General features: G+C 64.9%; 18 protein-coding genes. 8 read left to right on the top strand and 10 right to left on the bottom strand.

Annotated elements, in window-relative coordinates; translation table 11 throughout:
* Nucleotides 1–5: 5 nt before the first annotated feature.
* From ACN5KJ_RS16380 to ACN5KJ_RS16335, 10 genes are all read right to left on the bottom strand, one after another.
* A complete protein-coding gene (locus tag ACN5KJ_RS16380) occupies nucleotides 6–1,562 on the bottom strand; it encodes an ABC transporter substrate-binding protein (RefSeq protein ID WP_418595052.1) in 1,557 nt (518 codons plus the stop codon).
* A gap of 93 nt (nucleotides 1,563–1,655) precedes the next feature.
* Nucleotides 1,656–2,678: a Gfo/Idh/MocA family protein gene (locus ACN5KJ_RS16375; protein ID WP_418595051.1), complete on the bottom strand. Its 1,023-nt coding sequence runs from the start codon at nucleotides 2,676–2,678 to the stop codon at nucleotides 1,656–1,658.
* Nucleotides 2,675–3,601, bottom strand: coding sequence for an NAD-dependent epimerase/dehydratase family protein (locus ACN5KJ_RS16370; RefSeq protein WP_418595050.1), 927 nt, complete (start codon nucleotides 3,599–3,601; stop codon nucleotides 2,675–2,677). The genes ACN5KJ_RS16375 and ACN5KJ_RS16370 overlap by 4 nt, the downstream gene beginning before the upstream one ends.
* Before the next feature lie 19 nt (nucleotides 3,602–3,620).
* Complete coding sequence (locus ACN5KJ_RS16365; RefSeq protein WP_418595049.1) at nucleotides 3,621–4,520, bottom strand: dihydrodipicolinate synthase family protein; 900 nt, start codon at nucleotides 4,518–4,520, stop codon at nucleotides 3,621–3,623.
* A 32-nt stretch (nucleotides 4,521–4,552) separates the two neighbouring features.
* Complete coding sequence (locus ACN5KJ_RS16360) at nucleotides 4,553–5,047, bottom strand: ureidoglycolate lyase (protein ID WP_418595048.1); 495 nt, start codon at nucleotides 5,045–5,047, stop codon at nucleotides 4,553–4,555.
* Nucleotides 5,044–5,976, bottom strand: a complete 933-nt coding sequence (locus tag ACN5KJ_RS16355) for a polysaccharide deacetylase family protein (protein ID WP_418595047.1) — start codon at nucleotides 5,974–5,976, stop codon at nucleotides 5,044–5,046. Before ACN5KJ_RS16355 ends, ACN5KJ_RS16360 begins: the two co-directional genes overlap by 4 nt.
* A complete protein-coding gene (locus ACN5KJ_RS16350) occupies nucleotides 5,969–6,967 on the bottom strand; it encodes a succinylglutamate desuccinylase/aspartoacylase family protein (RefSeq protein ID WP_418595046.1) in 999 nt (332 codons plus the stop codon). The genes ACN5KJ_RS16355 and ACN5KJ_RS16350 overlap by 8 nt, the downstream gene beginning before the upstream one ends.
* Nucleotides 6,964–7,455, bottom strand: a complete 492-nt coding sequence (locus tag ACN5KJ_RS16345; protein ID WP_206563600.1) for a VOC family protein — start codon at nucleotides 7,453–7,455, stop codon at nucleotides 6,964–6,966. The genes ACN5KJ_RS16350 and ACN5KJ_RS16345 overlap by 4 nt, the downstream gene beginning before the upstream one ends.
* 21 nt (nucleotides 7,456–7,476) lie before the next feature.
* Complete coding sequence (locus tag ACN5KJ_RS16340; RefSeq protein ID WP_418595045.1) at nucleotides 7,477–8,682, bottom strand: pyridoxal phosphate-dependent aminotransferase; 1,206 nt, start codon at nucleotides 8,680–8,682, stop codon at nucleotides 7,477–7,479.
* A gap of 41 nt (nucleotides 8,683–8,723) precedes the next feature.
* Nucleotides 8,724–10,253, bottom strand: coding sequence for a carboxypeptidase M32 (locus ACN5KJ_RS16335; RefSeq protein WP_418595044.1), 1,530 nt, complete (start codon nucleotides 10,251–10,253; stop codon nucleotides 8,724–8,726).
* A 207-nt stretch (nucleotides 10,254–10,460) separates the two neighbouring features.
* On the opposite strand from ACN5KJ_RS16335, the gene ACN5KJ_RS16330 reads away from it, so the two are divergent.
* Genes ACN5KJ_RS16330 through ACN5KJ_RS16295 form a run of 8 tightly spaced genes read left to right on the top strand, consistent with a single transcriptional unit; the run spans nucleotide 10,461 to nucleotide 19,722 of the window.
* Nucleotides 10,461–11,327 carry a DUF4438 domain-containing protein gene (locus tag ACN5KJ_RS16330; protein WP_347168582.1) on the top strand — a complete coding sequence of 289 codons (867 nt, stop codon included), beginning with the start codon at nucleotides 10,461–10,463 and terminating at the stop codon, nucleotides 11,325–11,327.
* Between the two features lie 2 nt (nucleotides 11,328–11,329).
* Nucleotides 11,330–12,208 carry a DUF4438 domain-containing protein gene (locus ACN5KJ_RS16325; protein ID WP_418595043.1) on the top strand — a complete coding sequence of 293 codons (879 nt, stop codon included), beginning with the start codon at nucleotides 11,330–11,332 and terminating at the stop codon, nucleotides 12,206–12,208.
* A 20-nt stretch (nucleotides 12,209–12,228) separates the two neighbouring features.
* Entirely contained in the window at nucleotides 12,229–13,299 is a 1,071-nt protein-coding gene (locus tag ACN5KJ_RS16320; protein WP_418595042.1) for an Ldh family oxidoreductase, read from the top strand.
* 2 nt (nucleotides 13,300–13,301) lie between these two features.
* Nucleotides 13,302–14,462: a M24 family metallopeptidase gene (locus ACN5KJ_RS16315; RefSeq protein ID WP_418595041.1), complete on the top strand. Its 1,161-nt coding sequence runs from the start codon at nucleotides 13,302–13,304 to the stop codon at nucleotides 14,460–14,462.
* Between the two features lie 25 nt (nucleotides 14,463–14,487).
* Nucleotides 14,488–15,723 (top strand): amidohydrolase family protein, encoded by a 1,236-nt coding sequence (locus tag ACN5KJ_RS16310; RefSeq protein ID WP_418595040.1) that lies wholly within the window; start codon nucleotides 14,488–14,490, stop codon nucleotides 15,721–15,723.
* Nucleotides 15,723–16,913, top strand: coding sequence for a pyridoxal phosphate-dependent aminotransferase (locus tag ACN5KJ_RS16305; RefSeq protein ID WP_418595039.1), 1,191 nt, complete (start codon nucleotides 15,723–15,725; stop codon nucleotides 16,911–16,913). Before ACN5KJ_RS16310 ends, ACN5KJ_RS16305 begins: the two co-directional genes overlap by 1 nt.
* Nucleotides 16,910–18,343 carry a hypothetical protein gene (locus tag ACN5KJ_RS16300; protein WP_418595038.1) on the top strand — a complete coding sequence of 478 codons (1,434 nt, stop codon included), beginning with the start codon at nucleotides 16,910–16,912 and terminating at the stop codon, nucleotides 18,341–18,343. The genes ACN5KJ_RS16305 and ACN5KJ_RS16300 overlap by 4 nt, the downstream gene beginning before the upstream one ends.
* A complete protein-coding gene (locus ACN5KJ_RS16295; protein ID WP_418595037.1) occupies nucleotides 18,340–19,722 on the top strand; it encodes a dihydroorotase in 1,383 nt (460 codons plus the stop codon). Before ACN5KJ_RS16300 ends, ACN5KJ_RS16295 begins: the two co-directional genes overlap by 4 nt.
* Nucleotides 19,723–19,807 lie beyond the last annotated feature (85 nt).

Here is a 19,807-nt window from a genome sequence, read left to right as displayed (position 1 = left end):
GGCGCTCAGTCGGATGCGAGGCGCGCGTCCCAGAGGCCAAGCCTTTCGTCGCGCCGGGCGGTCCAGTCGACACGCTGTCCCACGCCGTAAAAGTCTGGCTGGTAGTACATGTGCAGCCACGGACCGTCTTCGTAGAAGACTTCGAGCATCTGGTTAATGATGGCCCGCTGATCCTCGGGCGTGGCGGCGTTCATCAGGTCGGGCCAGCGCTCGAACCAGCGCGGGTCGGCCCAGTTCGTATAGTTCGGACCGGAGTCCACAGTCGCCAACGCGGCCATGTCGTATAGCGGGCTCCACAGCGCGCCACCGGACCCGAGAAAGAACAGCGGCCCGGCCCGATGCTGGCGGATCAGCGGGACATAGACCGAAGACCATTCCATCAGTTCGACCTCGGTCGCCACGCCGACGTCATCGAGGAAAGCCCCGACGGCAAGCGCCACGTTGGCATCGTTCAGATACCTCCCGCGCGGAGCCTGCAACACGATGTCGAAGCGGACACCGTCCTCGCCGCGCGGATATCCGGCCTCGTCCAGGAGTTTCTCGGCCAATGCCGGATCGTAGGGATAAGGGTCGAGATCGGGGTGATCGTTCGGCGGGTTCACGATCCCCGTGGCCCGCTTACAGTCAAAATTCAGAAGGTGACTGCAAATCAGCGGGACATCGACGGCATATTGCAATGCCCGCCGCACGTCCGGATCACGGATCGCCGTACCAGAGATCCCGTCGAATTCGGGACTTTGGTTGAAGCCGATGTACATGCGGCGCAACCCCTGGACCGCCTGAACCTCGGCGATGCCGCTGGCGTTGATCATGTCGCTCTGGTCGGGCAGGACGTTGGTGATGATGTCCACGTTGCCCGCCAGAAGTTCGGCAATCCGGGTCGAGGCTTCGGGGATCACGCGAAAGCGGATGCGGTCGAAATGGCCGTGGCCTTCCCGCCAACGCTCCAGTACCAGCTCCGAACCCGGGCTCCATTCGGCAAGCCTGTAGGGCCCGGACGCAACGGGCGACCGGGCGATTTCGTCCCCTGTCATCGCTTCGAAGCTGTCACGACAATGCAGGAAGACCTGCGACGAAAACCCGAGCGCCATCGGGTTCCGCTCGCGGATATGGATCGCGACGGTGGTGTCGTCCAGCGCCTCGGCGCGCTCGAAACCCATCGAGGTATAGACGAAGCCAGGGGTGTTTCCGGCGAACGCATTGGCCGGGTCCGCCGCGCGGTTCCATGAATAGGCAACGTCATCGGCGGTCAGCGGCTCGTTATCGGCGCAGGTCTGGTCAGGCAGAATCCTGTAGGTCCAGGTTCGGCCATCCTCCGACACCTCCCAGGAGGTGGCGAGCCGGGGCAGGATCTCTCCGTCGCCCCCGATCCGGGTCAGGGAGGTGTAGATCATCTCGGCAATATTGGCGTTGTCCAGAGAACGGATCTCTGCCGGCTCGAAGGTACTGGCATCCGCGCTGAGACCGACGACGAGCGTGTCGTCGGGAATTGTCTGGGCCTGAACGGTTGCGGTCAGCGCAAGCAACGAGGCGCAGGTAGCGAGAAGTTCAAAACGGCGCATGATATTCCTCGGTTCTTGGCAGAGAGCACACGGGCCGCCGGGGCCCGGACAGATCGGGAGCGATATCTTCCTGTCGGGTTCCTTTCTGCATGGTCACGACCCCGGGTCCCCCAGGGTGACGGGTTGACCCGTCTCGGACGACCGGATGCAGGCATCCAGCATCCGGAGGGACAGGAGGTGGTCGCGACCGGTGCATTCGGGGGCCGCACGGCCGTGCAGCGCGTTCGCGATCATTGCAAGCAGTGCCGTCGCATCGGTGATCCATGGCTCCAGCGGTGCAAGCGGCACGGTCGAATACTCGGGCTCTGTCCGTGTGGCGGCCACGAGGTCGCCGAACATCTCGCGTTGCAGCGCAACCCCGTCCGAGCAATCCGTGCGCCATTCGAAATCCAGCCGGTCGACGCCGCCCTGCCAGGTGCCCTGGTAGTTCACGATCATGCCCTGGTCGAATTCGATCAGGGCCGAAACATTCGCGTCACCGCGATACATGGACCACTCGGGGTTGAAGGTGCGGGCATAGATCCGCACCGGCTCTTGCGCGTAGACAAAACGCATCAGGTCGAAGTGGTGGATCGACTGCTCCCACAGCATCGGCTGATCCATCGTCAACGGGTACTTGTTCAGCCGCGGCAGGGTGCCGTCCCGCCAGCGCTCATAGGTGAAGCGGGCGAAGGCGGCTTTGCCGATCCGACCGGATGCCAGCAGGTCGCGCAGCGCGATTGTCACCGGAAGGTAGCGAAAGTTCAGACCGACGATCAGGTGCAGCCCCGCCGCCTCTGCCGCCGCAACATAGCGTTCCGCCAGTACAACGCTGTCAGCGAGCGGCTTTTCCGCGATGATATGCAGCCCCGATGCAATCGCGGCCTCGATCTGCGTCTCGCGTCCGCCCGGCGGCGTGACCAGAAGCACGGCATCGGCCTTGACCGTGGCCACCAGCGCGGCCAGATCATTCGAGACGGGCAGGTTCGGGTATCGCTGTGCCGCATTTTTCCGGGCATCTTCCGACGGATCGACAAGCCCGGCGAGGATCACGTCCTCTCGTGCGTCGATCACCGACAGCCAGATGCGGGCCCGCGCCCCCAGCCCCACCACGATCAGCCTGACAGGGCGGGTCATGCCTTGCCCCCCGTGGCAAACAGCCGGTCGAGCGCGTCGCCGATCGGTGTCCAGTCGATATCGCCGAGCACCGTAGTCCGCGCGCTGGCCATGGGCGGCCGCGATGGCGGCCCCGCCGGACTGTCGGTGTCCACCGTGGCGCCCGGTATCCGGGTGGCGACCTGTTGCGCCAGATCGTAATCCGAGAGCACTGGTGGCGTGCCAGCGTGCAGCACACCGCCCAGGGTGGGCATCTGGCCCAGAAGGTCCGCAATCCCGGCGGCGAGGTCGGGCAGCCACATCCACTCCCGCAAGTTCCGACCCGAGCCCGGGCTGATCCTGCCCCCGTCCGAGCGACCCTGCGCAATCATCCTGCCGACCAGACTCAGCCAGGGCCGCGAGGGGCGCATCCGTTCGCCCGGGCCAAAGACATTGCCAAGCCGCAGCGACAGCGTGGCGAACCCGCTTTCGGCGGCGGCGGCGGTGATGGCTTCGCCGGTCTGCTTCGCGGTCCGGTAGGGTCCGGTTCCCCGGGCAGCATCCGCTTCGGTCAGCGCCGCCTGCCCCTGCCCGTCCGAAGGCGCGAAAACACCCATCGAGCTGAGAAACAGGAAACGGTCTGCGCCAGCGGACCTTGCCCAGTCGAGACAGCCCAGATGCAGCGAGAGATTGGCCCTGAGGTGTCCGGCGACCGAGATCCCGAGGGCCTCGGGCTCTGCCGTGAGCGCCGCGCCGTGAATAACCGCGCCGGGCCGAGGAAGGTCAAGGCCCTCCAGACCGGCGGCCAGATCGGCCCTGATCTGGCGAATGCCCGCATGTCCGGGCGGGCCGTCGAAAGCCCGGTCGATAGCGATCACCTCATGCCCGGCTTCCGCGCATCCCAGCGCAAGGCCGGAACAGACGAAACCGCCCGCTCCCGTTATGATCACCGGTCCGCTGGTCATGTCCCCGCCCTGCCCCGCATCAGGCGCCCTGCGGTCCGGCGGCGATGACCGCCTCTTTTATCTTGGCCTGACGGGCATCGGCCATGGCCACGAAGGGAGGCCGGACCGTGGCAAAGCCGACGTCATCCCTTTGCGCCGCCACCGCCGCCTTGATCGCGGGGATGAGGGGCAGGCCTTCGAAGATTGTCCGTACCGCAGAGACCTGTTCGTGGCAGGCGGCCTCGGACTCCGTACCAAGCGCGTCGATCAGGCGGCGGATGCCCGCAGGGTTCACATTGGCGCTGGCGCTGATGCACCCCGCCCCGCCCCTGGCCGCATTGCGGGGGATAAGCGACTCTGACGCCGAATAGGTGGCAAGGTCGGGGAAGGCGTCGATAACGGCGCGGGTGTTCTCCCAGTCGCCGGAACTGTCCTTCAGCCCGGCGATGATCCCCGGAAAGGCCGTCATCAGCCGCTCGATGAGGCCAAGGGTGATGGGCACCCCGCTCATCTGCGGGATGTGATAGAGATAGACCCGCAGCCGGTCATCCGCCACGGCGTCGATCATGCGGGCATAAGCATCGAAAGCGCCATCCTCGGGCACATTCTTGTAATAGAACGGCGGCAGGACCAGCGTGCCGCGACAGCCCAGTTCGGTTGCGTGTTTCGAAAGCGTGACGCAGTCGCCGACGGCGGGACAGCCCGTGCCGGGGATCAGCCGAACCGGGTCTATCCCGGCGGCGATCAGCGCCTCGAGCGCGGTCATGCGTTCCGCCAGTGTCAGGGAGGCGGCCTCGCTGGTTGTCCCGAAAGGGGCAAGGCCGTGTGCGCCCGCTGCCAGAAGCGCCTGACAATGGTCGACAAATCGCCCCGTATCGACCGAAAGGTCTTGGGTGAAGGGTGTGATCGCGGGAACGTAAAGCTCGATCGTCCGGGTCATGGTAGGCCTTTCGTCGGCGCGCGGCGCGCGCGTCATTGCAGAAGAAGGGGGGGAATGTCGCGGAACTCGTCGTCTGGCTGCGTGCCGCCGCGCCGCATCAGGACGGCGAAATGACCGGTCCGGTCCAGTACGCTTGCCCCCATGTGCCAGACGTTGCGATGGAAGATCACGCCGCGATCCCCCGGGAGGACCATCCCGATTGCCGCCTCTGTCATCGGTGCGCCGCGGACATCCGAAGGCATCACGAGAACCACGTAGCGCGACACATCGAGCGGCAGAAAGCACTGTGCCGCATGGGGGTGCCGCTCGATCCGGGTGCAGCGCAGCGGCAGCTGCGCCTGCGGGACGCAATTGGTATGAAGAACGGGCGCTGCACCCTTGGGGCCTTCGTGCAGGCATTCGGAATAGAACAGCCGGGTCCCCGCGACATCGGGCACCGTCACAAAGCGCCCGTAGGGGGCGAAGACCGTGGCGTCCGCCGCAATCAGCGTCACCTTCTGCCCGGTCGTTATGTCGGGGCCGGTCATGCGCCGGCCCTGAACGGTTGTTCCGCCATCCAGTGCCGGGCGATGTCCTCGCGGCGGCAGATCCAGACGTCGTCGCGATCCTTGAGGTGATCGAGGAACCGGACCAATGCCGCGACCCGTCCGGGATGGCCGATGATCCGCGAATGCAAACCGATCGACATCATGCGCGGCACCCGGTCCGCTTCCGCGGCCAGAACCTCGAACCCGTCAATCAGGAAGTCCGAGAAATCCTTCGACGAAAACACATCCCCCGCCAGGAACTTCGCGTCGTTGTTGACCATCGTGTAGGGCATGACCAGATGCGCCTTGCCCGCGACCTCTGTCCAATAGGGCAGGTCGTCGTTGTAGGCGTCGCTGTCATACAGATAGCCCCCGTGCCCGGCCACCAGTTCGCGCGTCCGCTCTGACGGGGCATAGCGGCAGTACCAGCCCTGCGGGGCCTTGCCGGTGCTGGCCAGAATACTCGCATGCGCCTTCGCGATATGGTCGGTCTCGGTCTCGGGATCGAGCTTGTAATGCTCGATCCAACGCCAGCCATGGGCGCAGATGTCCCATTCGCTTTCTGCGATGGCCTGGGCCACGGGGGCGCAGCGCTCCAGGGCAACGGCGCTGGCGAAGATCGTCAGAGGCACCCCACGGCTGCGGAACAGGTCGAAGATCCGCCAGATCCCGACACGATGGCCGTATTCATACATGCTTTCCGCAGCGAGATCGCGGTCGCCCTCGGGCACGCGCGTGGCCCGCACCTCCAGCAACGCGGATTCCGACGCCGGATCGCCGTCTCCGATGGAGTATTCCGAACCTTCTTCCACGTTGAGCACGAAATTCAGCGCGAGACCCGCGCCGTTGGGCCATCTGAGCTTCGGCGGCGCAGCGCCGTAGCCCAGAAAATCGCGCTCATGCGCCATATGCCCCTTCGCGTCAGTCACGCGGACCCTCCACCTTGCAGAAGAAGCAGCACCAGTCGCCGGTGTTGACATTGGGCAGCGCGCGCAGCCCGAAGAACATGCCGTCTGCCGGCGCCTTCAGCTCGCCCACCTCGTCGCCGAAAACATTCACGATCCGGGCGATCCGGTCGCCCTTATTCATCATCGTCAGGAAATCGACGCCCTCTTCAGGCAGGAAAATCCCCGAAGCAGGGGCCAGAAGCGCCTCTTGAACACCTTTCCAGCACGGGTCGGGATAGACGGCGGTGCCGTCCAGCATCTTGTAGTGGTAGAGAATATTCAGGATCGATTTGGCCAGCTCATCGGCCACATAGCGGAAACGCTCGGGCGATGTGGCCGAGCGGCCACCCAGCTCCACGGTGATGCCGGTCCGACCCTCGGCGCGCAGCGCCGCCATCGGGCTTCCCGACGGATTGAAGTTCGACATGATGCAGCCCCAGCCATCGCCCATGGCCTTGGCCAGCTCCACCGCCTCGGGCGACTCGTCGACGAAAATCGCCTTGTCGAGAAAGGAATGCGCGCCGCCGGAGTGGATCGAGATCTCGAGGTCGGCCACATCCTTCATGGCCTGCCAATGCGCATGCGCGACCCGGTCCGAAAAATAGCCGCCGGGCTTGCCCGGATAGATCCGGTTCATGTCATAGGTGAAGGTGTCCAGCGGATTGCCCCGCTCTGCCGCCGAGAAAGCCAGCGGGTTCACCACGGGAACCAGAACGACCGCACCGCTGAGTTCTGCCGGGTCGATCCGCTCCATCGCCAACTGGCAGGCGCGCGGGCCTTCCGGCTCGTCGCCGTGGATCGCGCCGTTGACCCAGAAGACACGCCCGGGTTTCGCGCCGTTGATGACGACAACCGGAATCTCGACCTTCACACCGCCAGCCAGATCCCCGGCCGGGATATAGCCGCGCACCATCTCGCCGGGTTTGGCACTGGCCGAGCCGACGCTCAGCACCTGATTTTCCTGCGTACTCATACTGCTTCTGCCCCCGAACGTTCGTAGGCCGCCAGCTGTTCGGGCGTGTAGACCTGCATGAATTCGATCTCGATGCCCCCGGCATCGTTGTCCAGAAAGGCGACCCAGCCTTCGGGATGGGCATGGCTTCCGGTCTTCTTGCAGGCCTTGCATTCACGCAGCGTTGCGCCCTGTGCCTGCGCATGTGACAGCGCCTTGTCGATGTCGTCGACCTCGTAGCAGATGTGATGCAGCCCCTCGGCGCCACGCTCCTTGATCCAGGAGGCGAACCGCCCGTCCGCCTCTGTCGACTGGCAAAGCTGGTACTCGATCCCACCGAGGTAAAAGAGCGCGACCTTGTTGCCGGACTTGGGGAAATGCGTGATCTCGGTATCGGCCGGGACGTGCAGGTACTTCGAATAGGACTGCAGCGTTTGCTCGACATTGCTGACGGCGAAGGCCATGTGCTTGATGCCCTTCACGTTGGGATTGTCGGATTTTACGTTCATTTCTGTCTCCTCCTTTTCTTGTCAGGCGTCCGCAGGGGCCGCGCGTTCCGCACGGATGGCGGCCACGACCTCACCGATGCGCGTCATGGCCACGCGGATACGGTCCGCCGGCTGTGTCATGGACATGCGGACAAAATCGTCGGTGTGATCGCCGTAGATCGTGCCCGGGTACATCATCACCTTGCCGTCGGCCAAAAGCCGTTCGCAGAAGGTTCCGGCGGTGATCCCCAGCCCCAGGCTGGCCACGTCCGCGTAGACATAGAAACCGCCCTGCGGTTCCGCGTAGCGCATGCCGACGGCATCGAGGCCTTCGCAGATGGCGCGGCGGCGTTCATCGTAGATGCGGCGCATCTCCTCGACGCAATCCTGCGGCCCGGACGCGGCGGCAAGCGCGGCGTGCTGGCTGACGGCGGCGGTCGAGATCGCAAAGGCGTGGTTGATTTCCGACATCGGCGTAATGAGTTCGCGCGGCGCCGCCAGGTAGCCGATCCGCCAGCCGGTCATTGCATAGGCCTTGGAAAACCCCGACAGGGTGATGGTCCGTTCGCGCATGCCCGGGATAGAGGCCACCGGCAGCACCTTGTGGTTGCCGAAGGTCAGCCGTGAATAGATCTCGTCCGAGATGACGATCAGATCGTGCTCCTGCGCCAGTTGCGCGATCTTGCGGACCTCTTCCACCGGCGTGACCGTGCCTGTCGGGTTGTTCGGGTTGATCAGCACGAGGATCTTCGAGCGGTCGGTGATATGTGGCCGGATCATGTCGGCGGTGAGCGTGAAGTTCGTCTCCATACCCATCGGGACCTTGACGACCCTGGCGTCGGTCATCTCGGCAGCCTGACTGTAAGGGTTGTATCCCGGACAGGGCACGATGATCTCGTCTCCGGGGTTCAGCAGCGCCAGAGCGATCACGAACATGCCGTGCTGCCCGCCCGGCGTGACCATGATCTCGTCCGGGTCATAGGCGGCGCCACCGTAGTCCCGGATGTTCCGGGCGATGGCCTCGCGGAGCGGCTGGATGCCCTGCGGATGCGTGTAATGGGTGGCGCCATTGGCAAGCGCCTCCTGACCTGCCTTGATGATATGAGCGGGCGTGTCGAGATCGGGATCGCCGCGCCCCATCTTGATGACATCATCGAGGCCGTCCGCGATGTTGAGCATCCGCGTGATCAGGTGCTCCTCGGTCAGTTTCACGCGGTCGGCCAGTCTGGCGGCGTAGTCGATACTCATTGTTCAGGTTCCCTCCCAAAAGGCATGTCGTCAGGGCGGCCTCAGGCCGCCAACGCGTAGATTTCGCTGAACTTCGCGGTGAGGTGGCGAAGATAGGGCTCCGGGTCGAGCGTGCGGCCCGTGGCCTTTTGCAACAGCTCGTCCCGCGTGAAGCGACGGCCATGGCTGGCGATATTCTCGGTCAGCCAGTCGCGAAGCGGTGCATAATCGGCGGCATCGAGCGCGGCCCCGATCCCCGGCTTCTGTTCCTTGGCCGTCTCGAAGAGCTGGGCCGCCATGATGTTGCCGATCGTGTAGTTGCAGAACGTCCCGATCTGGCCCGACGACCAGTGCACGTCCTGCAGGACGCCCTTGGCATCGTCGGGCACATCGACCCCGAGGTACGCCTTCATCGCGGCGTTCCAGGCCTCGGGAAGATCCTTGACCTCCAGACTTCCCTCGACAAGGCGGCTTTCCAGTTCGACGCGCACCATGATGTGGAAATCATAGGTCAGCTCGTCCGACTCGACACGGATGAAGCTCGGCTGCGAACGGTTGACGGCACGGTAGAATTCTTCATCTGTCACGTCGTCCAGCGTTCCGGAATAGGCCTTCTGGAGGTCCGGGAAATGGTTGCGCCAGAAGGCGCGCGAGCGTCCGACGTGGTTCTCCCACAGGCGCGACTGGGATTCATGGGCGCCAAAGCTGACACCGCCCACCGCATAGAGCCCGACCAGATCCGTCGCCAGCGGGGTCCGCGTATAGGCCGGATCGACGCCTTGTTCATACATGGCATGACCGGCCTCGTGCAGGGCGCCGAACAGGGACATGGGCATGTATTCCGGGTTCACGCGCGTGGTGATCCGCACGTCGTTTCGCGTGAAGGAAATCTCGAAGGGGTGCATCGTGGTGTCCAGGCGCCCGCGCGCCGTGTCGTAACCGATCCGCTCGGCCATCTTCAGCGCGACGGCCATCTGGTCCTCGACGGGATACGTGCGGGCCAGGAAATCGGACCGCGGCTGCTCGGCCTCGGCGATCTGGCGCACGAGCGGCAGCATACCCTCCCGCAGTCGACCGAACAGCGTCTTCAGTTGTGTCGTGGTTGTCCCCGGTTCGAACCGGTACATCAGCGCATCGTAGGGATGGTCTTCGTAGCCGATCGCCTCGGCGATCTCGCGGTTGATCTCGACCATTTGCGTCAGCGCCGGCGCAAAGAGCGAAAAATCAGCGGTCGCCCGCGCCTCGGCCCAGACGTGATGATTGGCTGCGCCCATTTCCGTCTTCCGACTCAGAAGCGCGGACGGAATGCGCTCGTGGTAGTCGATGGCCTCGCGCACGGCCGCGACGACCCTGACCTCCGGCGCGTCAGGCGCCTTGCCCGCGACCTCCTTTTCCGCACCGTCAAGCGCACGCTTCATGCCATCGGAACAAAGCAGGTCGCGGGCCGCCACGGCGAGCGTCGCCATCTGCTTGGCCCGGGTTTCGCCACCGGACTTGGGCATCATGGTGCGCGCATCCCAGGACAGGATGGACCCGGCATTCAGAAAGTCGTTCACCCGTCCGTTTACTTCGATCAGATCGGCGTAGCTCATGGCGCTTTGATTTCCCTCGTTATTTTCGTTCGATTTTCCGGTTTTCGTCGCCGCGAAACGCGACTTCCGACCCCGACGCTTGACTATCTGCCCTGCTCATGTATCCCATCAGGTTATCAATGTCGACAATCTACTGGTGGCAATTGATCAGCGATAAGTCAACACAAAAACCCGAGCCACATGCCTGCAAGGAGGACGCACGCGAAAATGAAGAGCCTGAAAACCAACGAATCGACCTTGGTCGAGATGGCGATTACGGGGGCGGTCACGACACCCTCTGTAAGGCCCGGCCAGTACATTCCATGGCCTGACGGAAAGGCGACCGTGCTGCCCGGCATGTTCGGCGTGACCTACAATGTACGGTGCGGCGACCGCGCGTTCGGATGGGCGGGCGATCACGTCGAGCCGGGCGTCTCCATCGACATGGAGGCCGATCAGGGCCGCCATTTCGCGCTGCATTATCTCAACTGCATCGGCAATGACGCGGTCGTTACCTCGGGCCTCGCAACCGGCGCGAAAGGCATCGTGATCGGGGAACATGCCCGGATCCTCGTGCAGTTCGACGACGCGACGCACGAGCTTCTGGCCGAGGGCGACCGCATCCAGATCACCTCGCACGGACAGGGGCTGGCGCTGCTCGACTATCCGCAGGTGGCGCTGAAAAAGATGAGCCCCCGCCTGCTGCATGCCATGGGCATCACCGAGACGGCGGGCGGACGGCTGCACGTGCCGGTCGCGATGGAGCTTCCGATCCGCATCATGGGCTCGGGCGCCGAGCTGAACTCGGAATATGTCGATCAGGACCTGATGTCCGGAGATCGCGCGCTGATGGCCGAACTCGGCATCGATCAGATGCGGCTGGGTGACGTGATCGCCATTCGCCACGCCGATCACCACTGGGGCCGCAGCTATCGCGAAGGCGCGGTGTCCATCTGCCTCTGCATCCACGGCGACTCGATCATGACCGGGCACGGTCCGGGCATACTGACCCTGATGTCCGCCCCTGACGGCTGCATCGATTTCAGCATCGACCCGAACGCCAACATCGCCTGCCAACTCGGACTGGGAGACTGAGAATGACCATCAAGACCAATGCGGCCGACGTCGTCGCCGTGTCCGTATCCGGCCGCGCGGCCAACCCCTCGATGGGCGCCCTGCCCGCCGAACCCTATCGCCTGACCTCGGAAGGCCGGCCCTTCCTCTGGCCCACGTTCGGCGGCATCGTCTACAATGTCTCGGTCGGCGACAGCGCCTTTGGCTGGACCGGCGACTGCATCCATCCATCGGTCAGCATCGCGCATCCCGACGGCAACAAGAACCGCGGCCTCAACGTCTTTGCCTGCGTCGGCAACCGGGCCACGGTCGCAAGCGGAGCCGCCCGCGGCGCGCAGGGCGTCGTCACCGGCAAGTCGGGGCGCTTTTCGGACCAGGTCATCGTGCATTTCGACGATGAGACCCGGCGCAAGATGGCCGTGGATGACCTGATCGTCGTGCGTGCCGAGGGTGTCGGTCTTGCCCTGCCCGATCACCCCGAGGTGGCCATCAAGTCGATCGCTCCCGCGCTGTTCGATGCGCTGCCCAAGAAAGTCGAGGACGGGGTGCTGAAAATCGGCGTCGTCGCGACCGTGCCCCCGCACATGGTCGGCGCCGGGGCGGGCCTCACCTCGGAAGGTGGATCGCTGCACATGCAGTCGACCGATCGCGCGGAACTGGCGAAACACGGCCTGGACGCGCTGCGGCTGGGTGACGTCGTGGCAATCGCCGATACCGACAGCCGCTACAATCACGGCTACCTGCGCGGCGCCATGAGCATCGGCATCGTCGGTCAGACCGACGGACCCCGCGCGGGCTACGGCCCCGGCATGACCGTGGTGATGACGGCACCCGCAGGCCAGCTTGGCGCCTTCCATGCCCCCGAGACAAACATCGCAACCCTGCTGGAGCTGACGGCCTGATGGATGATCGACGTATTCCCATGACGAACGTGAACAAGGAGGACCTGCGCGCCTTCGTCGCCGAGGGCTTTGTCGCCCTGGGGCTGACGAAGGAGGATGCCGGGATCTTCGCCGATGCGCTTGTCTTTTCAGAGCTGCGCTTTCACCCCGGTCAGGGTCAGGGCGTGATGCGTCTGCGCCGCTACCAGCAGCGCATCGGCAACGGTGAGGTCAATCCTCGCGCCGGTTGGTCGGTGGTGAAGGAAGGCCCGGCGCTGGCCATCGTCGATGCCCATAACGGGATCGGCACCGTGGCCGCGGCCAAGGCCATGCGGCTGGCCATCGACAAGGCGAAAGCCAACGGGATCGGCACCGTGATCGTGCGCAACTCGACACATTACGGATCGAGCGCCGTTCACGCCTGTCAGGCGCTGGAGCACGATTGCATCGGCATGGCCTTTACAAACGCCGGGCCCGAGATGGCCCCCCATGGCGGGCGCGAAGGGGTGACGGGGACCAATCCGTGGTCGATCGCCGCGCCTTCCGACAAGGGGTTTCCGGTCGTGCTCGACATCGCGCTGACCACGGCGGGCAAGGGCATGATGAAATGGCACGAGCGCGAGGGCAAGAAGATGCCCCTCGACTGGGCCATCACGCCGGAGGGCCATGAGACCGACGATCCCACGGCGGCCATGATGGGGCCTCTGCTGCCGATCGGCGGACACAAGGGGTATGGGCTCGCCTTCATGTCCGATGCGATGACCGGCGTTCTGTCGGGCGGCGGTTTTGGCCTGACCCCCTATTCGGACCCGCAGAAGCTCGACGTCTCGCATTACTTCCAAGCCATCGACATCAGCTGGTTCATGGAGCCCGCCGATTATGCCCGGCGCATGGGCGAATTCGTCGACATGGCGAAATCGCGTGCAAGGCGTCCCGGCGTCGAAGAGATCCTCGTACCCGGTGAACAGGAAGCGCGCCGGGTAGCCGCCAAGTCCCGGAACGGCGTGCCGCTGGACGACGCGGTGCTGGCTGACATGAGGCTGCTGGCCGAAGAGCTTGGCATCAAGCAGGAACTGCGCGAACTGGGCCCCTATACGGGTGACACGCTGTGACCATGCCCGAACTTAGGCCGCTGGACGGGGCCTTCCATTCAGCGGCGCGGGACCGGTTGCGCGCACGGGCGCAGGGGGCAGGACTTGACGGCCTGCTCCTCTGCCACGCCCCGAACATCGCCTATGCCACGGGGCTGTTCCTGTCCGCCAACGAACGGCCAATGGCCGTCTGGTTGCCGGTCGAGGCAGAGCCGGTCCTGTTCATGCCCGAGCTGGAACGCGAGAATGCCGCGATCCCCGCGATCCCCGATCTGCGCTGCTACGCGGAGTTTCCCGGAGAAACCGAACCGGTCCTGTGGATGCTCGACGAGATCGGGTCATGCGCCGTCGGCATCGACCGCCTGGACGCGCGCCTTCTCGACCCCGCCCGCGCGCGCGCCACACGGATTGACCTCGTCGATCATGCGATGGCGGTTCGCGCGATCAAGACGCCCGAGGAACTGGCCCTGACGCGCGAAGCGGCACGGTTTGCGGATCTCTTCCTGTTTCGCCTGCTGGACAGCGCCGGCGACATCATCTCGCAGGGGGGCACGGAACAGGACCTCATGGCGGATGCCATGGACCACGCTCGCAGCGCCCTTGCCCGGACCCATGGCCACGCCTTTTCCGGCACACCACTCGGCATCACGGCATCGGTGCATTCCGGGCCGCGTGCCGCCCTGCCCCACGGGCAGGTTCTGAACCGCGTGCCGCAACGCTCAGAGACGCTTGTCGCCGGGATCGGCGGCCATCTGGGAGGCTACCATGCCGAGAGCGGGGCGACCCTGATCGTTGGCGAGAGCACCGCCGAACAGCGGCAGATCATGGCCGCCATGAAGGCCTGCAACGATGCCGGCGCCGCCGCCCTGGCGGCGCGCGAGACCGGAACCCGCATCAACGAAGCCGCGCTGGACGAGTTGCGCAAGGCCGGACTGACGGACGCGATCCGGCATCGCATCGGGCACGGGATGGGCCTTGAAGGCCATGAAGCGCCCTGGCTCGCCCCGGGGGACGAAACCCGCGTGGCGCCGGGCATGGTCTTTTCAAACGAGCCCGGCGTCTACCGGCCCGGGCGGGACGGCTACCGCACCATCAACACGATGATCCTGGACAGGGACGGCGTCGAGATTCCCTCGCGCTTCCAGAGCCAGGTTCCCATCGACGCGCGCATCGTCGCGCTCTGACAAGATTGCATCAAGGGAGAGAGAGATGCCCGAACCAGCCGCCTGGCACTACCAGAAAATCACCAAGCGCATGTTCGACGAACCGGCACCGGATCGCCTGTTCTACGGCCGGATCCTGACAGCCGTCGGTGACGAGATCATCGAGGACGGCTTTGTCCATGTGAAAGAGGGCAAGATCGCCGCCGTTGGCCGACGTGCCGACCTCACAACCGCGCCGGACGGGGCCGAGGTCGTCGACACCGGCGGCAAGACGATCATGCCCGGCCTGATGAACAGCCATGCCCACCTCAGCTGGGACGGCATTCACGAGCTGTCGCAGCAATCGATGTTCGACGCCCCGGAAATCCGCGCCTACAAGGCGGCGGGCAATATGCTCAAGTCGCTCCGCGCCGGTATCACCCTGGTGCGCGATCTTGGCGTTCACGACGCCAACCTTTTCACCAAGCAGGCCGTTGCGCAGGGTATCTTCCCGGGGCCGCGCCTGCTGGTCTCGGGTGAATCCATCATCCAGACCGGCGGTCACACCTACTGGGTCTGCCGGGAAGCGTCCGGGGCCGACGAAATGCGCCGCGCCGTGCGCGACCAGGTCAAGCGCGGCGCCGACCTGATCAAGATCATGGCCTGCCACGACACGCTGGAATTCACCGACGACGAGCTGCATGCCGTCATCGACGAGGCGCATCGCAACCGCCTGCCGATCACCGCGCATGCCACCTACAACGATTGCATCAAGCGGGTCGCGGAATTCGGCATCGACTGTATCGAGCATGGCGGGTCTATGACCGACGAGACGATCGGCATTCTGCTGGACCGCAAGTTGCCGATTGTCACCACCTTTTCGGCGCTGGTGATCCAGGCCAACGAAGAGATCGCACGCCGCTTCGGCATACCGGAATGGAAGATCGCCGAGCGCAAGCGCGCGGTCGCGGACAAGGCGCGCTTCGACGGGCTGGTACGCGCCGCGAAAGCCGGCGTTCCCATCGTCTTCGGCACCGATGCGGGCAGCCCCGCCGTCGAACATGACCGCATCGTCCCCGAACTGGGTTTCATGGTCGAGGTCGGCGTCTGCCCCGACAACATGGACGCCCTGCGCGCCATCACCGCCCGGGCCGCCGTGCTGAACGGTCTGGGGGAGGATCTTGGCACGCTGGAGGCCGGGAAACGCGCCGATCTGATCGTTGTCGACGGCCAGCCCGACCGGGATCTCGCGGCGCTGGAACGTGTCGGGATGACCTTTATCGACGGCAAGAGGATGTACTGATGACCGATCAATCGCTTTTGGCAAACCGTCTGGCGCCGCGTATCGTCGAAGAAGACGGCTCTTTTCGCACCAGAATGCTGGGCATCGCCGCCGACCTGAAGGACGTGATTGCGCTTGGCCGCGGCGACCCGGACTTTCACACACCACACCATGTCACCGAGGCCGCGAAGGCCGCGATCGATGACAACCAGCACCACTACACCGGGCCGACCGGCCTGCCGCAGCTCAGGCAGGCGATCGCCGACACCCTCGCGGCGGACTATGGCCTTGGCTATTCCGCCGACGAAATCGTGGTGACCGCGGGCGTGCAGGAATCCATCATGCTGTGCATGCTGGGTCTCGTGCGCGACGGCGACGAGGTGCTGATCACCAGCCCCCGCTTCACCACCTACGACACGGCCGTTCATCTGTGTGGCGGCGTCCCGGTGCCGGTGCCGACCCATGAAAAAGACGACTTTGCGCTGAACCCGGACGAGATCGAGGCCAGGATAACGGACCGGACGCGGATGTTCGTGCTGGTCTCGCCGAACAATCCGACCGGCGCGGTGACGCCGCCCGACGTGATCCGCAAGATTGCCGATCTCGCCGTGAAACATGACATCCTGATCGTGGCGGACGAGATCTATGCCAAGCTGATCTACCCCCCGCACGAGCATCTCTCGATTGCCACCCTGCCCGGCATGAAAGAGCGCACGATCACGCTGAACGGGTTTTCCAAGACCTATGCGATGACCGGTTGGCGCGTCGGCTACATGGCCGCCCCGGCGGATTTTGTCGCCAAGCTGACCGAGCCACGGCACACGCTTTCGATCAACACCTGCACCGTCAGCCAGTTCGCGGCGCTTGCGGCGCTGACCGGGCCGCAGGACGATATGCACAGCATGTACGAGGACTACTCGGCCCGGCGCGCCTATCTGATGCAGACTCTGGACGAGATGGGGCTGAGCTTCGGCGCGCCCGGCGGTGCGTTCTATGTCTACACGAACATTTCCTCGACCGGCATGAAGGGCAAGCCCTTCTGCGAGGCACTCCTGCGGGAAACCGGTGTGATGGTCTTTCCCGGCGACATGTTCGGAGAGCCGGACAGCGACTTCATCCGCATTTCCTATCTTCAGCCGCTCGACCTCATCCGCGAAGCCATGCGGCGCATCGCGGGCTTTATCGAAACCCGCAAGAAAGGTGCCGCATGACCTCCAGACACAAGCCCGACCCCGCCGAGAAATTCGTCGGCATCCAGGTCAGCCCGATCAGCTTCATCGACGAGGGCGTCGAGACGGTGCTCGACACGCTCAAGGAGCGCGTGGGCGTGAACGTGCTGATGCTCGGCACCGTATCATGGCTGGGCCTCAAGACCGGACGCTCGATCAGCCACAAGCTCGACGGCTGGCCGGACCACGGGACGCCTGAGCCCTTCACCATGCAGGGCGGGGCCTATTTCGACCCCGACCCGCGCTACTACCAGAACACCCTGATCAAGGATTTCCGCGCCAAGGACGAAGAGATGCGGGGAATCGACATTCTCGACCTCGTCATCCCGGAGGCGAAGAAGCGGGGAATGCTGGTCTATCCCGAACTGATGGAACCCTTCTTCAAATACGCCGGCCATGGGTCGGTCAATTCCATCGACATCCCGAACCTCGCTCAGGTGATGGAGGTCGATGTGTTCGGGCGCCGCAAGGACGAACCCTCGACATCGAACCCCGACTACCGGACCTGGATGCATTCGATGATCGAGGACCAGGTCCGGCGCTACGACATCGACGGGCTGATGTGGTGCAACGAACGCAACTCGCCTCTCGATCAGCTCATACAGGGTCAGGCGCCAGGTGACTTTTCCGAAGCGTCCCGCGCCGAAGCCCTGCGCCGGGGGGTCGATGTCGAGGCCTGCCGCCGCGGTCTTATCAAGATGTACGAGTTCATGCAGGCCGCCATCGCGGGCGAAGAGTTCGACGACGGTGCGTTCATCACCTTCCTGCGGGTCCTGATGGAAAACCCGGAAATCCTGATATGGGAACGCTTCTGGCTGGAGCGGAACAAGGATCTCGACCGCGAACTCTACGGGTTGGTGAAATGGTGCAAACCGTCGCTTCCCTTCGGGTTGAACGTCTGGAACCGTAACCACTTCAACCTGTTCCGCCGCGCCCAATGGCCATGGGCCGAGCAGACCATGTACGCGGACTGGGTCAAGCCGATCACCTACCAGCACCAGGCAGGCGAAATCTGGCACAAGGAGTTCGGCTTCTTCCATCAGACCATCCTGCGCGATTTCGACCCGGTCGCCGCTGCGGCGGTCCTGAGCAATATCCTGGGCCTGCGCGAAGCACCCCTAGACCGGGTGATCCAGGAGGGCATGGACCCAGACAGCTATGTCTTTGGCCAATGCGCGGATGCGCTGACCGGGGTGCATGGACGGGCGAAAGTCTACATGGGGCTTGGGATCGACGCACCGCGCGTGCGTGAGGATCAGGCGAAATGCACACCGGACATCGCCTACCGCTCTGTCATGGCTACCTATCGCGCGGGCGGGCACGGTGTCGTGCTGTCGCCGAACTACGCCTCGATGCATCTGACGAACCTTGACGGTGTGGCACAGGCGCTGACCGAGCTGGGGTTGAAATGACCCGGCTCGCCACGGTGATCAAGGGCGGAGAGGTGCTCTTGCCCGACGGGCTGCATCGCGTCGACCTGGGGTTGGCGAATGGCAAGGTGGCGGGGGTCTATGCCCCCGGCACCGCGCCGGACGCGGACGAGACCATCGACGCCACCGGGCAGGTCGCCCTGCCCGGTATTGTCGACATACATTTCCACGTACGCGCACCGGCCTATCCCGAGCGCGGCACCGTGCAGTCAGAGACCCGCGCCGCCGCCGCCGGCGGCGTGACCACCCTGTTCGAAATGCCGATCTCCAAGCCCTGCTGTTCGACCCCCGAGGAATTCGACCGGCGCCGCAAGCATTTCGCGGAAAACGCGGTTGTCGATTTCGCCCTCTACGCCGCGCCGGGCGATCTTGCGCCTGCCACCCGTGACCGGTTTCTCGAACAGGGGGCGGTCGCCTTCAAGATCTTCACCACCCCCGCCCCGCCGGGCCGGGGCGACGAATTCGACGGGCTGGCCTTCCCGCATGAGGACGACCAGTATCGCGCCCTGCGCCTTCTGGCCGGGACCGGGCGTCCTTTGGTGGTTCATGCCGAAAGCGCCGACCTCCTGGGACATTTCGAGGCACAGGCGCGCGCGGAGCTCGATCCGGGCAGCGGCTATACCCACAACCGGGCACGACCCGCGGTCTGCGAAAGTGTCGCGGTCGCGAAACTGCTGGCGATGAACATCACCGCCCAGGCCAGGCTGCACATCGCCCATGTCACCAGCGCCGAAACCGTGGCCGTGCTGCGCGCCTTTGCCGGTACGTCGGACTTCACGGCAGAGACCTGTCCGCAATACCTCTTCGCGACCGAAAAGGATGTGGACCGTGCGGGCGTCTATGCAAAGGTCAACCCGCCCATCCGCACGCAGGCCGACCAGGAGGCCCTGTGGCAGGCGATTTCGGACGGGATCATCGACTACGTGACCACCGATCACGCGCCCTTCGCCCAAGCCGAGAAGCAGGCCGCCGAGGGGGACTTCTTTGCCGCCCCGCCGGGCTCGCCCGGGATCGAGACGATCCTGCCCGCGATGCTGGATGCCGTCGCGGCGGGGCGGATGGATCTGAAACGGGCGCATGACCTGATTTGCGCCAATGGCGCGCGGCGCTACGGGCTGTTCCCCGCGAAGGGCAGCCTTCTTCCCGGCGCGGATGCGGATGTCGCGCTGGTGGACCTGAAGGGCACGACAGAGGTGACCCTCGGATCGCTCGTCAGCCACGCCCGCGACGTGGCCCACCTGTGGGAGGGGCGGCGCTTTCGGGGCAAGCTGCGGCGCACCCTTCTGGCGGGCCGCACGGTCTATGCCGACGGCACGGTCACAGGCAAACCGGGCGGCGGACAATTCGTCGTCCCGGGCTGAACAGGTCGCCGCGCGGGCCATATCCGGGCGGCGATACTCGACGAACTGCCAGATCCGCCCGACCGCCGGTCGGGCGGATCGGTGC

It is taken from the genome of Ponticoccus sp. (in: a-proteobacteria), from assembly GCF_048381735.1.
Note: the sequence above shows the minus strand (reverse complement) of the source record. Positions and strands in the feature narration are given on the sequence as shown.

Bases quoted from the DNA above. Each gene is read 5' to 3' on its own strand.
- ACN5KJ_RS16310 (WP_418595040.1), top strand. From the start codon at position 14,488: ATGCCCGAACCAGCCGCCTGGCACTACCAGAAAATCACCAAGCGCATG.
- ACN5KJ_RS16295 (WP_418595037.1), top strand. From the start codon at position 18,340: ATGACCCGGCTCGCCACGGTGATCAAGGGCGGAGAGGTGCTCTTGCCC.
- ACN5KJ_RS16365 (WP_418595049.1), bottom strand. From the start codon at position 4,520: ATGACCCGGACGATCGAGCTTTACGTTCCCGCGATCACACCCTTCACC.
- ACN5KJ_RS16350 (WP_418595046.1), bottom strand. From the start codon at position 6,967: ATGAGTACGCAGGAAAATCAGGTGCTGAGCGTCGGCTCGGCCAGTGCC.
- ACN5KJ_RS16330 (WP_347168582.1), top strand. From the start codon at position 10,461: ATGAAGAGCCTGAAAACCAACGAATCGACCTTGGTCGAGATGGCGATT.
- ACN5KJ_RS16300 (WP_418595038.1), top strand. From the start codon at position 16,910: ATGACCTCCAGACACAAGCCCGACCCCGCCGAGAAATTCGTCGGCATC.
- ACN5KJ_RS16345 (WP_206563600.1), bottom strand. From the start codon at position 7,455: ATGAACGTAAAATCCGACAATCCCAACGTGAAGGGCATCAAGCACATG.
- ACN5KJ_RS16380 (WP_418595052.1), bottom strand. From the start codon at position 1,562: ATGCGCCGTTTTGAACTTCTCGCTACCTGCGCCTCGTTGCTTGCGCTG.
- ACN5KJ_RS16305 (WP_418595039.1), top strand. From the start codon at position 15,723: ATGACCGATCAATCGCTTTTGGCAAACCGTCTGGCGCCGCGTATCGTC.
- ACN5KJ_RS16370 (WP_418595050.1), bottom strand. From the start codon at position 3,601: ATGACCAGCGGACCGGTGATCATAACGGGAGCGGGCGGTTTCGTCTGT.
- ACN5KJ_RS16375 (WP_418595051.1), bottom strand. From the start codon at position 2,678: ATGACCCGCCCTGTCAGGCTGATCGTGGTGGGGCTGGGGGCGCGGGCC.
- ACN5KJ_RS16335 (WP_418595044.1), bottom strand. From the start codon at position 10,253: ATGAGCTACGCCGATCTGATCGAAGTAAACGGACGGGTGAACGACTTT.
- ACN5KJ_RS16340 (WP_418595045.1), bottom strand. From the start codon at position 8,682: ATGAGTATCGACTACGCCGCCAGACTGGCCGACCGCGTGAAACTGACC.
- ACN5KJ_RS16315 (WP_418595041.1), top strand. From the start codon at position 13,302: ATGCCCGAACTTAGGCCGCTGGACGGGGCCTTCCATTCAGCGGCGCGG.
- ACN5KJ_RS16325 (WP_418595043.1), top strand. From the start codon at position 11,330: ATGACCATCAAGACCAATGCGGCCGACGTCGTCGCCGTGTCCGTATCC.
- ACN5KJ_RS16360 (WP_418595048.1), bottom strand. From the start codon at position 5,047: ATGACCGGCCCCGACATAACGACCGGGCAGAAGGTGACGCTGATTGCG.
- ACN5KJ_RS16320 (WP_418595042.1), top strand. From the start codon at position 12,229: ATGACGAACGTGAACAAGGAGGACCTGCGCGCCTTCGTCGCCGAGGGC.